Genomic DNA, 14,805 nt, shown 5'->3' on the forward strand with positions numbered 1-14,805 from the left:
CCTGAGCTCACGCGGTGACCCTATCAAGGTTCGCGGGTGGGGAATTCCTGCCCCTTCCCCGCTCTAAAGGCGGGGCTTTCCCCTTCCCGCTCACCCTTGATGGGTACCCCACCGTTTCCGCAATGTCGCTCGGAGGCAAGGGCGTTCTCCAAAAGTCAGGAAACTCCACAGATTCCTCCCCTTGACAGACCAGGACCAGCCTGCTAGGTTGTGGAAAGCCTTATAGAGTCATAGAGAGAGGAAAGGAAGAGACAGGAGATGACATCAGGCGAGCTCGTGGTGTACGAAAGACCGAACCTGTTCCGTCCCTGGTTGATAGGGGGTTACAAGGGTTGGATCGATGCCGGGGAGGTCTCCTCGGGTTCGGTCACGTTTCTCAGGGAGAATCTCAGAGCCCGGAGGTTCGCCGAGATCCGCTCTGACGGATTCTATCAGTTCGGCGATTCCAGGCCCACGGTGGTCGTCGAAAGCGGGATCATTCGCCGGATCGATTTCCCGAAAAACGAGTTTTTCTATTGGAAAAACACTCCCCCTTTTTCGGATATCATTCTCTTTCTCGGCCACGAACCCCATCTCCGATGGAAGGCTTTCACCAACCTCGTCCTCAGGCTGGCAGGTCAGTTCAGGGTGGAGAGGCTCGTCACAATCGGCGGCCTCTACGACCAGGTCCCCCATACGGTCGCCAGGAAGGTTTCAGTCGTTGCAAGCAACACCCGCCTCCTCGAAGAACTCATCCGGCACGGCGTCGATCTTATAGACTACGCGGGTCCCGGTGGTCACGTGTCGGTCCTCCACAGGTCAGCAGAGGTCAAGGGTATCGATTCTTTCATGCTCTGGGGCCGCGTCCCCCACTACCTCCAGATGAGGTCTCCCACGGACAGCCTCCGCATCCTCGAGCTCCTATCCTGTCTTGTCCCCTTTGAAATCGATCTCGATATGCTGAGAGAAGATGCCCTCCTCGCGGAACAGCAGATCCAGCGAGCCGTGGACAAGAAACCAGAACTCCAGTCCTATATCAAGCAGCTCGAATCGACTTACGCCAAGGCTACGGAGGGGGCGAGGCCTTCTGATCAGGTCATCGTAGAGGCCGTCATTACGAGGGACGACAGAGGAGACAAGCCGTGAGGAAACCCTTTGCTTCAAAGCAGCACTGTCGAGGGGAAGGGATACCGGGCAAGGCCCAGGTTTCCTTCAGAAACAGGGCGGACTGGTGACCCAGATAACGATCGTATCGGCCTCGCCCCTGTTGTGAAAGCCGTGAGACTTGGTCGACGGGAAATAGAAGCTGTCACCTTCTTTGACGTGGTAGACCCTGTCGCCTACCGTGAGCTCGAGCTCTCCAGCAAGGACTATGCCAAACTCCTCTCCCTCGTGCGTATATTCCCCGCGGGATCCTCCACCGGGCCTTATCCGATTGTAGAAAGCCTGCATCCGCTTGTTTTCCGGGGTCTTCACAAGTGATTCGATAACCGCACAACCGGTATCGAATCCCATGGCCATCCGACTGTCCTTCCTGAGCAACACCTCGTCTTCCCCGTCGTCTTCCAGGAAGAGGTCTACGATTCTGACGTCGAAAACCGAGGCGATCCTCTTGAGAGTGGCAATGGAGGGATTGGCACGACCCTTCTCGAGCTGAGAAATATAAGCACTGGTGCAACCCGCCCCGTCGGCCACCTCTTTGAGGGTCATCTTCCTCGATTTCCGGAGGGCCCTCAGTTTCTCAGAGATTTCAGCCATCGCCTTCCTCCGTCAGAACAAAACAGAACGTTTCAACTCTAGGGTGAAAAAAAGAAACCACCCGTTGGATCTTCCCGGTTCTCTCGGCCATCTCCTTCAGGGAAGATATTCTTTCCGGATATTACCCATGGACCGGAAGATATTTCCCTTGATCCTCTTGTCCTTGCGGGCAAGCTCGGCCAGGAGACTCTTGACACGGCTCCGTCTCGAGTTCCCGGCTGTAGGACAACCACTGCCGATCACCGGGAACCCGTGGGCCTCGGTGTATCTCCGTATAGCGTCCTCCTCGGTCAGAGCCAGAGGACGGATGATGGAAAGTCGTCCTTGAAACAACCGCTGGTGGGGAACCATGGTCCCGATCTCCCCGCCGTAGAACATGTTGATGAGAAGGGTTTCGACAATATCGTCTCTGTGATGAGCAAGAGCGATCTTTGCACATCCCATGGCGTCGGCGAGTTCGAAGAGCCGCTTCCGCCTCAGCCTCGCACAGAGAAAACAGGGGTTCTCCCGGTTGGCCTCGCTGTGAGCGACAAGCCCGATCTCGGTCTTCTCGATGTGGTAGGGTATCCCTTGCAGGCGAAGGTAGGGCTCGAGCCTCTCTCCCGTGCTGTCGAACCCCAGATCGATGTGTATGGCCACCACCTCATAGTCGATAGGGACCCACCGCCGCCGCAGGGAAAGCAGCCTCAAGAGGAAGAGACTGTCCTTTCCGCCGGAAACGCCGACGGCAATGCGATCCCCGCTCTCGATCATGTGATACTGGTGGATCGCCTTTCCAACGGACCGCCTCAGTGACGGCATGATCAACGGCAGGCTCTTGTCTAGCCCCGTTCCCATCTCGGATCCATCCTCATGGTCTGGACCTCCTTGAAGGTCCATTCCAGGAAACCACAGTTTCTTGGCCGACCCCGGCCAGGAGAACGGTCCAGTCCGGGAGAAGCTCAGAATGCCGCAGAGGCAGAAACAACGAGAGACAGACCTTCCTTTAGCATTCCCAAGGGAAAAAATCAACCCCTTGATCCTATGGAGGGGCCGTGTGCGGCCCGCCCTTGGGACTACTTGCTTTTCCCAGGATTCCCATATATATTAAAGGTGGTGAGACCTAAAATTTCCTTAGCTTACGGCAACTTACGCACAAGAACAGTGATCCGGATCGACGATGTCCTGGATCTCGTGTTCAAGTACAACCCCCAGGCGGATCTGGACCTGATCAAAAAGGCCTACGTCTTTTCGGCCAAAGTCCACATGGGGCAGATCCGCCTTTCAGGCGAGCCCTACCTCGTCCATCCCCTGGAAGTGGCCGCCATCCTCGCACAACTCAAACTCGACACACCCACGGTGATCACGGGTCTCCTCCATGACACGGTGGAGGACACCTACACGACCCTCGAGGAGATCGAAAAAAACTTCGGCCAGGAGATCGCATTCCTGGTCGACGGGGTAACCAAGATTAGCCGCATCACCATGGCCTCCTCGGAAGAAGACCAGGCCGAGAATTTCCGCAAGATGATCCTGGCCATGGTGAAGGATATCCGGGTTATCCTGATAAAGCTCGCTGACCGGCTTCACAATATGAGGACCCTCAATTTCCATTCTCCGGAGAAACAGAGGCAGATCGCAGAGGAGACTCTCGATATTTACGCCCCCATGGCCCATCGCCTGGGAATAGAGTCGATAAACTCCGAGCTGGAGGATCTCGCTTTCCAGTACCTCCATCCAGACATCTACCGGGACATCCAGAAGAGACTCGCCAAGAAGGACCGGGAGCGCCAGAGATACGTCGAAGAGGTGGTCAGGATCATCACAAAGAAGCTCTACGAGTACGGACTCAGAGCCGAGGTCACCGGCAGGCCGAAGCGGATCTACAGCATATACAAGAAGATGCAGACCCAGAATCTCGACTTCGAACAGGTCTATGATCTCATAGGTTTCAGGATCATCGTGGATTCCTACAAGCAGTGTTACGAGGCCCTGGGGATTATCCACTCCATGTGGACGCCGGTCCCAGGCAAGTTCAAGGACTATATCAACCTGCCCAAGGTCAACATGTACCAGTCCCTCCATACCACGGTCATCGGACATTACGGGGAGAGGATAGAGATCCAGATCCGGACCCGCGATATGCACCGGGTTGCCGAGGACGGAATCGCAGCCCACTGGAAGTACAAAGAAGGCAGAGTCGTTCAGGAGGAAGAAGAGAAGCAGTTCCGATGGCTCAGGCAGCTCCTCGAATGGCAGAAGGATCTCAAGGACAGCAGGCAGTTCCTGGAAACCATCAAGGTCGACCTCTACCCGAACGACGTGTATGTGTTCACGCCAAAGGGCGAGGTGAAGGAGTTTCCAAGAGGCGCCACGCCGGTCGACTTCGCATACAGCATCCACACCGACGTGGGACACCAATGCATCGGGGCGAAGGTCAACAACCGGATCGTCCCCCTCACCTATCAGCTCCAGAGCGGTGACAAGGTGGAGATTCTCACCTCTGCTACACATTTTCCCAGCAAGGACTGGCTCAAATTCGTCAAGACCTCGCGGGCCAAGGCCAAGATCCGGCAGTGGATCATGGCAGAGGAAAGGGAACGGAGTGTCGCTCTGGGTAAGGCTCTCTGTGAAAAGGACTTCAGGAGGCACGATCTCAATCTCGGCAAACTCCTCAAATCCGGGGAAATGACCAGAGTGGCCAATGAGTTCAGCTTCCATGAAGCCGAAGATCTCATGGCAGCGGTAGGCTACGGCAAGATCTCTCCCAACCAGATCATCGGGCGCCTGGTTCCCTCCAAGAACCTAGAAAAGGAAAAAATCAGGGAGGAAACCCGCCTGGCCCGTCTCCTCAAACGGATCACAAAGAAACCCCACGACGCCATCGTCGTGAAGGGGATCGAAGGGGTGATGGTCAGATTCGCGGGATGCTGCAACCCGGTGCCAGGTGACAGGGTGGTCGGCTACATAACCCGCGGCCGGGGTGTAACTATTCACACCGCGGACTGCGGCAACGTTCTCAATCTCGATGCGGAGAGGAGGATCGAGGTAGAATGGGACCTCGACAAGGATTACACCCATCCCGTGAGAATTCGCATACTCTCGTCGAATAGGAAGGGGCTTTTGGCCGACATCAGCGGGTCCCTCTCCTCCAATCAGGTAAACATCGTCAATGCCCACGTCACCACCACGGAGCAGGACCGCGCGGTCAGCACCTTCCAGATCGAAATCCGGGATCTCAGGCACCTCCAGCGGGTGACCAGGTCTCTCGAAAAAATAAAGGGTGTATTACAGGTAAAGAGGTTGAAGGTCTGAGGCGAGGGTAGCTCACGGAGCCTTTGTCACAAGACCGGACCGGATACACCGGGTGCAGACCCGCATCCTGACGACTCTTCCGTCCTTCAGGGTCCTCACCTTCTGGAGATTCGGATACCAGATCCTCTTGGTTCTATTGTTGGCGTGGCTGACGTTGTTTCCCCTGGCCGGGCCTTTCTTGCAGATTTCGCACACTCTCGACATTGCAGATCCCTTTTCTCCTGGTTCAACGGCCGTAACCCGCCGGCCCGAAAAAGGGACCGACTTGGAACCATAGAATATCAAAAATCGATACCTCTTTCAACTCCCGGTGGTCCGGATTTTTCCTGACTTCCGGAGAAGACCCTTATCCCCGGACGACATAGCGGAAGCAGGAGGGGGACCGATGCGGGTGAGTAGGCACCGCCCTGAGCCGAGCACAAGGGGACGGGAGAGTCCCGTCCCTCGGGCCGGGCAGGGATTCTCCCCCCGCCAACCCCATCCTATAAGGGTCACCGCGTGACCTCGGGAACGAGAAGACAGGGGTCTCCTGTCGAGGTGAGAAAGCTCCAAGCGAAAGCTTCTCTCGGCCAAGACACATCCAAGCCTGGATTTAGAGTATCTCCACCTTGGGCCCTTCACCCCGGACAACCTCTCCTATGGGGAAGAACCTCTCACCCATCTCATGTCCCTTTGCCAGGAGGTCATCCGCCTCGCCGGGCCTGACCACAAGGACCATCCCCACACCGTTGTTGAAGGTCCTCCACATCTCTTCTTCAGGGATGCCGCCCTCTTGTTCCAGGAAACGGAAAATCGCAGGGATCTCCCAACTCCCTTTTTCGATAACGGCCCGGCAACCGCCGGGGAGAACCCTCGAGAGATTCCCCGGTATTCCACCGCCGGTGACATGGGCCACTGCCGAAATGGAAAACTCCTCTATGCAACTCAGGACCGGCCTCACATAGATCCGCGTGGGTTTCAGGAGCTCTTCACCCAGGGGGGAACTCAACTCCTCTATCCACTCGTCGAGACCTAGTTTGAGAACGTCGAAGACAACCCGCCTTACCAGGGAGAAGCCGTTGCTGTGGAGGCCGTCGGAAGCCACGCCGACTATGCGATCCCCGGGCCTCACTTCGCTGGGGTCCACGGCCTTCTCCTCTTCGACCAGCCCGACGGCAAATCCTGCCAGGTCGTACTCTCCAGTCTTGTAGAAACCGGGCATCTCGGCAGTCTCGCCTCCAATCAGGGAACATTCGGCCTGCAGGCAGCCCTTGGCCACTCCCTGGACGATCTCAAAAGCCGTGTCGGAATCGAGTCTGCCCATGGCGAGGTAATCGAGAAAGAAGAGAGGCCTTGCTCCGGTCACCACAATGTCATTGACACACATGGCCACCAAATCGATACCGACCGTATCATGGCGATCCATCTTGAAGGCAAGCTTCAGCTTCGTGCCAACACCGTCGGTCGAGGCGACGAGCAGACCCCGTCTCTCTCCTCCGAAAGGGATCGAGACGGCTCCAGAAAAGCCGCCGAATTCCCCGCGGACATCCCTGCGAAAGGTCGATTCCACCAGGCCCTTTATCCGGCGCACGAAGGCATCCCCGGCCTCGATGTCGACTCCCGCTTCCCTGTAGCTGATCGTCTTTCCCATAGCAGCAAGGCCTTCGAGAACGTCCCCAAATCTAACCGAAAGGTATGGATTATTCAAGGCCGTCAAAGCCCGCGCTTCCTGACCCTTGGCTTTCGGTGCTTTCTCATCACCTGAAACGAAATTTGAACTGAACCCAGGAAGTGAAAACGGTGTTAGGGATCTGCCCACTCGCAGGGAACACCATCTTTCCCGAGCGGCATTGCGGAAGCGGTGGGATACCCGTCAGGGGTGAGGGGGCCGGAAGACCTCGAGATTCGGAGCGCTTCACGGACAGCCCTGACAGGGTCCGGGTTCGACTCCCCAGCCGGCAAGACTTCATGTAGAATTCCAGGCACTTGTGCTTGCGAATCTTTTGTGTCTCTGGTAGTTTTATGTCTCAAATCCCTCGAATCGCCGGAAACCGCCGCAGGCCCGGGCCCGAGGTGTCCGAACCTTCCACGCAAGATGATACCGGGTGGCTTGGAGGGCGCGACCGGCGGGTCTCCGGCTGGACAGGAAGAAGACCGAGTCCTGTGGATCTACGTGATTTTCACTACGACCTTCCGCGCCGACTGATTGCCCAGCATCCCTCTGAGCAGAGAGACCAATCGCGGCTCATGATTCTGGATCGACGGAGCGGCCGGATCAAACACAGCCTCTTCTATCAAATCGTGGAGAATCTCCTCCCCGGCGATCTGATTCTCGTCAACAACACCAAGGTGATCAAAGCCAGGCTGTCAGGGGAGAAAGAGACCGGAGGAAAGGCGGAGGTTCTCCTCACCAAACGGATCAAAGCCGTCTCCTCCAAGGAAGAGGTCTGGGAGTGCCTGGTAAGAAGCTCCAAGAAAAGCCCTCGGGGAACGGTCATACGCTTCCACCCGGGTCTTACGGGCGAGGTTCTGGCCTCAGGTGGTGGTGTCTGGACCGTGAGGTTGCGTTCCAGAGGAGACTTCTCGGAGACCCTCGAGGCGACCGGACACGTGCCTCTCCCTCCCTACATCAAGAGAAGCGGAGAACCGGACTCCGAGGAGGACAGGGAGCGGTACCAGACCATTTTTGCCGAACAAGAGGGAGCCATCGCCGCACCCACTGCCGGCCTCCATTTCACACCCTCTCTGGTATCTGAGATAGAGAGGCTGGGGGTTTCCATCCTTTCCCTGACCCTTCACATCGGCATCGGGACCTTTCGGCCCGTGCGAACCCCCAGGATCGAGGAACACCGGATGCACGAAGAGACCTTCCATATCCCCCCGGAGACGGCGGAGGCCATAAACCGGGTGAAAGCCGAGGGGGGGAGGGTCGTCGCCGTGGGTACCAGCACCACCAGGGCTATCGAATCGTCGGTCGACACCCGGGGCCGTGTACGGTCGGGTCATGGAAAGACGGATCTTTTCATCTATCCGCCCTTCCGTTTCCGGGTCGTCGATGTCCTGCTGACGAATTTTCATCTCCCTGGATCGACCTTGATCATGCTTGTCTCTGCCTTCGCCACCAGGGACCTGGTATTCAAGGCTTACAGGGAAGCCATCAGCCGGGGGTATCGGTTCTACAGTTACGGAGACGCCATGATGATCGTGTGATGGCGACCGGCCACATGAATCGGGGGTCTTTGAGGTTTTGAAACCCATGGCCCCGGCATTTGAAACTGCCAATCTACCGGAAAGAGGATTCCATACCCTGGTCTCGCCACCCGTACGGCAAAAAGGGAGAGCCTTGAAATTCACACTCTGTGCCAGAGATAGAACCACAGAAGCTCGGGCCGGATTGATCTCCACACCTCACGGGGATGTCCATACTCCCGTCTTCATGCCCGTGGGGACCCAGGCAACTGTCAAGTCCCTTACACCCGAAGATCTCGTCGATCTCGGGGCCGAGATCATACTCGGCAACGCCTACCATCTCTATCTCAGACCCGGCCACCAGACGATCAGGCAACTCGGAGGGCTCCACCGCTTCATGCAGTGGAGCCGCCCCATACTGACCGACAGCGGCGGATACCAGATATTCAGTCTCGGACAGCTTGTCAGCGTCCGGCAGGAGGGTGTCACCTTCCAGTCCCATATCGACGGTTCGAGACACTTCCTGTCCCCCAGTGACGTGATTGAGATCCAGAGGTCCCTCGGCTCCGACATTATGATGTGCCTCGACGAGTGTACCCCCTATCCCTCCACCTGGGAGGAGACCCTCGGATCCCTCGAACTGACGTCCCATTGGGCGAGAGAGTGCAGAGAGGCCGGTACTGCACCCGGGCAGGCCCTTTTCGCCATCGTCCAGGGGGGTATGTATCCCGATCTGAGGGAGCGGAGTGCCGCTGACCTGGTTGCACTCGACTTCGACGGCTACGCCATCGGCGGGCTCAGTGTGGGAGAAGACAAGGAGACCATGTTCCGGATCGTCGGGCATACTGCTACGAGACTCCCTGAGGAAAAACCCCGGTATCTCATGGGGGTCGGAACCCCCGCGGACATTCTGAAGGCCGTCCAGATGGGAGTGGACATGTTCGACTGCGTCCTGCCCACCAGGAACGCACGGAACGGCCTGCTCTTCAGCAGGCTCGGACCGATCCCCATCAAGAACGCCAGGTATGCCCGGGATCCCCGCCCTCCGGACGAGGACTGCCGGTGCTATACCTGCAGGAATTACTCCCGGGCATACCTCCGCCATCTTTTTGTGGCGAGAGAGATCCTCTCATACAGGCTGAATACGATTCACAACCTCTTCTACTATACCGAACTGATGGGGCAGATTAGGGAGGCCATCCTGAATCAGGACCTGGAGCGGTTTGTCACGGAGACCACCAGAGGGTGGAACCAGGAGAGTCCGGCCCCTTAGCAGGGGGAGGGGGGGTCGAGGCCCCCGATTCCTTCTCCGGGCTCCACAAAAGGGACGAAGCCGGATTCCCAGTTCCGGGCATACCGGGCCGCTTCCCCGGCGCCGTCCTGGAAGGTAAGGATTCCTCAAGCCGCAGTAACGCGCCTACCAGGACTGGCCAAAGGCAGAAATTTGTGATAAGATTGGTTTTCATTAGCCATTGGCAGAAAAAGAAGAGGAGGTGATCTTTTTGATCGAAACGGTCTACGCGATGGCGCCCCAAGGTGGACAAGGCGCTCAGGGAGGCGGTATGAGTATCCTGTTCATGATCGTCCCCCTGTTTCTGATTTTCTATTTTCTCCTGTTCAGACCTCAAAAGAAGAGGGCAGACGAGCAGAAGGCCCTCCTGGCCAGCTTGAAGAAGGGAGATATGGTGATGACCCAGGGGGGACTCCATGGCCGTATTACCGGGCTGACAGACTCCACCCTCACCCTGGAGATTGCAGAGAAAGTACGAGTCAAGGTGTCCAGAGGCCATATCGCCGGGAAAATCCGGTCCGAGGCGAAATCCTAGTCGAGTTCCCACCCGTTCTCCTTGTTCTAAACAGAGTTTTAGGACTGTGATCCGAGAGGAGGTCTTCTGATGCGGAAGTACGAAACCATCTTTATCATCAACCCAGATCTCAGTGAAGAGGACACAAAAGGGGTCATCGAAAAGGCCAGGAACATCATCCAGGGTCTCCGGGGAGAGGTGCTGAAGATCGAAGAGTGGGGAAAGAAGAAACTCGCCTACGAGATCAAGAAGATGTCGAGGGGTTTTTTCGTGCTCCTCCACTTCACGGGTACTCCTCAGGTGCTGACCGAGCTCGAGAGGAACCTCCGCCTTATGGATGCGGTCCTGAAGTACCAGACGGTGAGGCTCGACGAGAAGAAGGACAAGGCTCAGGAAGCCCCTCCAGAAGAAGAAAAAACCCCTGAAGAACGGGCTGAGCCTGAAATCGAGGCGCAGCAGAGCAGCCAGGAGGGTGAACCCCGGCCGGAAAGCCCGCAACCCGAAACTGCTGATACGGCTGAACCCGGGAGCGCGTCAGGGAAAGATGAGCCCGACAGGACAACCGGGGAGGAAACCGGTTCTTGACCTTCTATAACAAGGTGATCCTCATAGGTGATTTGGCAAAGGGCCCTGACACCCGCTATACACCAAGCGGCGTTCAGGTCACCAGGTTTGCTCTCCGCTTCGAATCCGAACAAGGGGGAGGGGAGACTCGGAGACTCCAAACGGTGGAAGTGGTCGCTCTCGGCCGCCTCTCGAAAAGCGGAAAGATTCCTCTTTCCGAAGGTTGCCGTGTTCTTGTGGAAGGGAGAATCCAAACTCGGACTTGGAAGACAATGGAAGGGCAGAAGAGAGAGAGATTGGAGATCATAGCCGAGAAGGTATGCCCTTTGAACGACCAGAGGCCCTGAACCCCGGGCCTCTCGTAGCTACAGGAGGAGCAGATGGCAGCACCCAGCAGAGACCGATATCGCAGAAGGATCTTTCGGAGGAGGAAAATCTGTCGTTTTTGCGCGGACAAGAGTCTCGTCATCGATTACAAGAACCCCAAGATCCTCCGATACTTCATTACTGAACGGGGGAAGATAGTTCCGAGACGAATCTCAGGAAACTGTGCTCGTCATCAGCGGGAAATCACCACGGCTATCAAGAGGGCGAGAAACATCGCTATTCTTCCCTTCACCACCGTAGCCCGGTAATCCAGCCTACTGCACGGGGTGATGGAAATGGAAAACAGACGCTTCCTTCTCCATCTTCTGCTCGGTACGGCGGCATCTGTTCTGATCTTCCTGATATCGCTCCGGGTGCCCCTTCTGGGAATGGGCGTCAGCATTCTCACTCCTCTGCCTGTGATGGTTCTGTGCCACCTCTGGGGACTGAAGGGAGGGGGGCTGGCGGTTCTGATCGGAAGTCTGGCCCTATCGGGCCTTTTGACACCGCTGGTGGGGGTGATCTTTTTCACCGAGTTCGGCCTCCTGGGAATCCTCCTCCACTATTTTCTCGTGAAGAGGGGTCTCACCTGGGACCGTGGAATCCTGTACACCTCTCTTGCAGTGGTCGGCGGTATGGCTCTACTGCTGGTCCTTTTCCGGCTGACAACTTCGCTGGACACCATGGACTGGATAAGAGGGGAAATCCGCGAAACAGGAGAGACACTGAGACAGCTCTATCCTGTTGAAGAGACCGGGGGGCAGCCCACCTGGGAAGGGTCTGAGAGATTTGTGGCACTGGTTCTGCGGGTCTTCCCAGCCTTGATCATCCTGACGATCTGGCTGGAGGGGATCGTCAACGTCTCCCTCTTCACGCGGCTCACGGCCCGGATCGACTCCGGACAAGGCCGGGTCAAGATGCGGCCCGAGTTTTCAAGCTGGGTCTGTCCTGACAGGTTCATCTGGGGCGGCATTCTCGGCGGCTTTCTCATCATGACAAAGGTCTCGCTGCTCGTAACCGTCGGTATCAATGCGGTGATCCTTCTGGTGGCGATCTACCTTCTCCAGGGACTGGCAATCGTCTCCTTCTTCTTCAAGAAGAGGAATGTCCCGGTTGGGTTGCGCGTTTTGGGTTATGCCCTCATTGGGATCATCCAGTTTCTGCCCGTCGTAGTGGCAGGTCTGGGGCTTTTTGACATCTGGATCGATTTTCGAAAGGTGAGACCACGGCTGACCCCCTACAAGAAAACCCCATGACCAGCCGTCCCCATGGGGAAAGAAAGGAGACAAACATGGAGGTTATTCTGTTGGAGGACATCCCTTCCCTGGGCACCATGGGGGATATCGTAAGAGTCGCAGATGGCTATGCTCGAAACTTCTTGCTGCCCAAGAAGAAGGCTATCCGAGCCACCTCGAATAAACTCAAGACCCTGGAACACGAGAAGCGGCTCGTTCAGGACCGTCTCGACAAGTCGATAAGGGAAGCGGAGAGACTCGCCAAACGCCTCGAAGACTACTCGTGTACCATTGCGAAACCCGTGGGGGAGAGCGGCAAGTTGTTCGGGGCGGTAACATCGATGGAGATAGAGCACAACCTCCGGGAAAACGGATTCAACATCGGGCGCAAGAACATCCTCTTGGAAGAACCCATAAAGAGCCTGGGAATCTATACCGTCCCCGTCAAGCTCAACCCTCAAGTCACGGCCAGCCTCAAAGTCTGGGTTGTGAAGGAGTGAGATCGAGGTGGTCTTCCAAATCGAAACGGCAGAGGAGACACGGGGGGTCTTCGGGTTTGCGGCGTGTGACGGCCGCGGTAGTCCTCCAGATGGCGGGGTATTGAGCTCGTGTAAGGGGCCCTTTGACGCGGAGAGGTTCCATGGCTGAAACCATCCATCCCAAGATCCCCCCCCAGAACATCGAGGCCGAACAGTCGATCCTCGGTGGGATACTCATAGAGAACAGCGCCCTCAACCGGGTCCTGGAGATTCTCGGCCATGATGACTTCTACCGCGACTCCCACCAGAGGATATTCCAGGCACTGGTGGACCTGTCGGAGAAGAACGAGCCCGCCGATCTGATCACCCTTACCAACAAGCTCAAAGACGACAATCTCCTGGACGAGGTCGGGGGGGCTTCCTATCTCGCCTCACTTATCGACATGGTTCCCACGGCGGCCAATATCGAGTACTATGCACGAATAGTCAAGGAGAAATCCATCCTCAGGAGGCTTATCGATACGGCCACACAGATCATCACCCGCAGTTACAGTGACAGCGGCGAGATCGACTCATTCCTCGACGAGGCCGAGCAGGCCATATTCCGGATCTCCGAGCACAAGGTCAGGCCTTCTTTCTACCCCATCAAGGACGTCATTAAGGAGAGTTTCAAGACCATAGAGAAACTCTTTGAAAGAAAGGAACTGATCACTGGGGTCCCCTCGGGTTTCAGGGATCTCGACCGTATGACGGCAGGGTTTCAGAAATCCGATCTGGTCATCGTGGCGGGCCGCCCCAGTATGGGAAAGACCTCCTACTGCCTCGATATAGCCAGGCACGCGGCATTGGAGGCCGAAATCCCGGTGGCCATCTTCTCCCTCGAGATGTCCAAGGAGCAGTTGGCCCTCCGAATGCTCTGCTCCGAGGCCATGGTGGAGGCCCAGAAACTCCGCAGCGGCTTCCTCAAGGAGAGTGATTGGCCGAAGTTAACCCTGGCAGCCGGAAACCTGGCCGATGCCCCTATCTTTATCGATGACACAGCGGCCATATCGGTGCTGGAATTACGGGCCAAGGCCAGACGCCTTAAGGCGGAATCCAACCTCGGCCTCGTCATTGTCGACTACCTCCAATTGATGAAGGGGAGGGGAAGGGTCGAAAGAAGAGAACAGGAGATCTCCGAGATCTCCAGATCCCTCAAGGCCCTGGCCAAGGAGCTCTCCATCCCGGTCATCGCCATCTCCCAGCTCAGCCGCCGCACCGAGGAGAGGCCGAGGCAGAGGCCACAACTGGCGGATCTCAGAGAATCCGGAGCCATCGAACAGGACGCTGATGTTATTCTATTTGTATACAGGGAAGAGGTCTACCGGGAGGATCCAACCAACGCCGGGGTGGCGGAGATCATCATCGGCAAGCAGCGAAACGGCCCCACGGGTACGATAAGACTCACCTTTCTCAAGGAGTTCACCACCTTCAAGGATATCTATCGGGGGGACATCGCCGACCCGGGTCCCCGGTAGCCCGCCTCAACGGGACGGCGACCCGAAAGGTGCAGAACGCCCCGATGGCGGGGCTAAACTCGCGAATCCTGACAGCCCATGCTGAATTTGCCCAATTCCCTCACTATCTTCAGAGTCCTCCTCATTCCCGTCTTTGTGATCTCTCTCATGGGCCGGCACTTCGGATGGTCGTTCGTCATCTTCGTGGTCGCGGGGGTCACAGACGGGGCTGACGGCATCATCGCACGGATACATGACCAGAGGACTCTTCTGGGAGCCTATCTCGACCCCATAGCCGACAAGCTGCTGCTGACCTCCGCCTTCGTCGCTTTGGCACTTCTCGATATCATCCCCGGCTGGCTCACCGTGATAGTGATAAGCCGCGACATGATCATCTGTCTCGGCTTTTTCATCCTCTTCCTGATGGACCGGAAGCCGGAGATCAAGCCTGCCACATCGAGCAAGATCAACACGCTGGTCCAAGTGCTGACGATCTCGATCGCCCTCTTCTCCCAGATGGAGCCCTCTTTCTCCAGCCTGGCGTCAGGAATGGTTTGGGCGGCAGCGACCACAACAATCCTGACAGGTCTCCAGTACATCTACCTGGGAGCCCGCCTGGCAGAGGGAAGGGAGACGAGGCCGTGACCCCGGGAAGCAAAGA

At 57.0% G+C, this 14,805-nt stretch carries 16 protein-coding genes; 12 read left to right on the forward strand and 4 right to left on the reverse strand.

Annotation, left to right across the window (positions count from 1 at the left end; translation table 11 throughout):
• Nucleotides 1-258 precede the first annotated feature (258 nt).
• Entirely contained in the window at nt 259-1,125 is an 867-nt protein-coding gene (locus JRJ26_07390; GenBank protein MBW2057305.1) for a PAC2 family protein, read from the forward strand.
• Nucleotides 1,126-1,191: 66 nt separating this feature from the next.
• On the opposite strand, the gene JRJ26_07395 is transcribed toward JRJ26_07390, so the two are convergent.
• Nucleotides 1,192-1,737 carry a cupin domain-containing protein gene (locus JRJ26_07395; GenBank protein ID MBW2057306.1) on the reverse strand — a complete coding sequence of 182 codons (546 nt, stop codon included), beginning with the start codon at nt 1,735-1,737 and terminating at the stop codon, nt 1,192-1,194.
• A gap of 96 nt (nt 1,738-1,833) precedes the next feature.
• The gene (locus tag JRJ26_07400; GenBank protein MBW2057307.1) at nt 1,834-2,538 is read right to left on the reverse strand and encodes a tRNA 2-thiocytidine(32) synthetase TtcA; all 705 of its coding nucleotides are present in this window, start codon (nt 2,536-2,538) and stop codon (nt 1,834-1,836) included.
• A gap of 342 nt (nt 2,539-2,880) precedes the next feature.
• On the opposite strand from JRJ26_07400, the gene JRJ26_07405 reads away from it, so the two are divergent.
• A complete protein-coding gene (locus tag JRJ26_07405; protein ID MBW2057308.1) occupies nt 2,881-5,031 on the forward strand; it encodes a bifunctional (p)ppGpp synthetase/guanosine-3',5'-bis(diphosphate) 3'-pyrophosphohydrolase in 2,151 nt (716 codons plus the stop codon).
• Between the two features lie 12 nt (nt 5,032-5,043).
• Here the strand turns inward: JRJ26_07405 and JRJ26_07410 are convergent, their stop codons facing one another.
• Complete coding sequence (locus JRJ26_07410; GenBank protein ID MBW2057309.1) at nt 5,044-5,235, reverse strand: 50S ribosomal protein L28; 192 nt, start codon at nt 5,233-5,235, stop codon at nt 5,044-5,046.
• Nucleotides 5,236-5,623: 388 nt separating this feature from the next.
• The gene (locus tag JRJ26_07415; protein ID MBW2057310.1) at nt 5,624-6,661 is read right to left on the reverse strand and encodes a phosphoribosylformylglycinamidine cyclo-ligase; all 1,038 of its coding nucleotides are present in this window, start codon (nt 6,659-6,661) and stop codon (nt 5,624-5,626) included.
• A 512-nt stretch (nt 6,662-7,173) separates the two neighbouring features.
• On the opposite strand from JRJ26_07415, the gene queA reads away from it, so the two are divergent.
• The 10 genes from queA (at nt 7,174) to JRJ26_07465 (ending at nt 14,789) form a co-directional block, all read left to right on the forward strand.
• Nucleotides 7,174-8,220 carry a tRNA preQ1(34) S-adenosylmethionine ribosyltransferase-isomerase QueA gene (gene queA / locus JRJ26_07420; protein MBW2057311.1) on the forward strand — a complete coding sequence of 349 codons (1,047 nt, stop codon included), beginning with the start codon at nt 7,174-7,176 and terminating at the stop codon, nt 8,218-8,220.
• Nucleotides 8,221-8,266: 46 nt separating this feature from the next.
• Nucleotides 8,267-9,472, forward strand: a complete 1,206-nt coding sequence (gene tgt, locus JRJ26_07425; GenBank protein ID MBW2057312.1) for a tRNA guanosine(34) transglycosylase Tgt — start codon at nt 8,267-8,269, stop codon at nt 9,470-9,472.
• 250 nt (nt 9,473-9,722) lie between these two features.
• Nucleotides 9,723-10,025 carry a preprotein translocase subunit YajC gene (gene yajC / locus JRJ26_07430; protein ID MBW2057313.1) on the forward strand — a complete coding sequence of 101 codons (303 nt, stop codon included), beginning with the start codon at nt 9,723-9,725 and terminating at the stop codon, nt 10,023-10,025.
• Between the two features lie 69 nt (nt 10,026-10,094).
• The gene (locus JRJ26_07435) at nt 10,095-10,589 is read left to right on the forward strand and encodes a 30S ribosomal protein S6 (protein ID MBW2057314.1); all 495 of its coding nucleotides are present in this window, start codon (nt 10,095-10,097) and stop codon (nt 10,587-10,589) included.
• Entirely contained in the window at nt 10,586-10,915 is a 330-nt protein-coding gene (gene ssb / locus JRJ26_07440; protein ID MBW2057315.1) for a single-stranded DNA-binding protein, read from the forward strand. The genes JRJ26_07435 and ssb overlap by 4 nt, the downstream gene beginning before the upstream one ends.
• 33 nt (nt 10,916-10,948) lie before the next feature.
• The gene (locus JRJ26_07445; protein ID MBW2057316.1) at nt 10,949-11,203 is read left to right on the forward strand and encodes a 30S ribosomal protein S18; all 255 of its coding nucleotides are present in this window, start codon (nt 10,949-10,951) and stop codon (nt 11,201-11,203) included.
• Nucleotides 11,204-11,230: 27 nt separating this feature from the next.
• Nucleotides 11,231-12,190 carry a DUF2232 domain-containing protein gene (locus JRJ26_07450; GenBank protein MBW2057317.1) on the forward strand — a complete coding sequence of 320 codons (960 nt, stop codon included), beginning with the start codon at nt 11,231-11,233 and terminating at the stop codon, nt 12,188-12,190.
• A gap of 35 nt (nt 12,191-12,225) precedes the next feature.
• Nucleotides 12,226-12,669 (forward strand): 50S ribosomal protein L9, encoded by a 444-nt coding sequence (locus tag JRJ26_07455; protein ID MBW2057318.1) that lies wholly within the window; start codon nt 12,226-12,228, stop codon nt 12,667-12,669.
• A gap of 140 nt (nt 12,670-12,809) precedes the next feature.
• Entirely contained in the window at nt 12,810-14,165 is a 1,356-nt protein-coding gene (gene dnaB, locus JRJ26_07460) for a replicative DNA helicase (protein ID MBW2057319.1), read from the forward strand.
• Between the two features lie 81 nt (nt 14,166-14,246).
• Nucleotides 14,247-14,789 carry a CDP-alcohol phosphatidyltransferase family protein gene (locus JRJ26_07465; GenBank protein MBW2057320.1) on the forward strand — a complete coding sequence of 181 codons (543 nt, stop codon included), beginning with the start codon at nt 14,247-14,249 and terminating at the stop codon, nt 14,787-14,789.
• Nucleotides 14,790-14,805: the final 16 nt, after the last annotated feature.

The sequence above is a fragment of the Deltaproteobacteria bacterium genome (assembly GCA_019308905.1).
GTDB lineage: Bacteria > Desulfobacterota > BSN033 > WVXP01 > WVXP01 > JAFDHF01.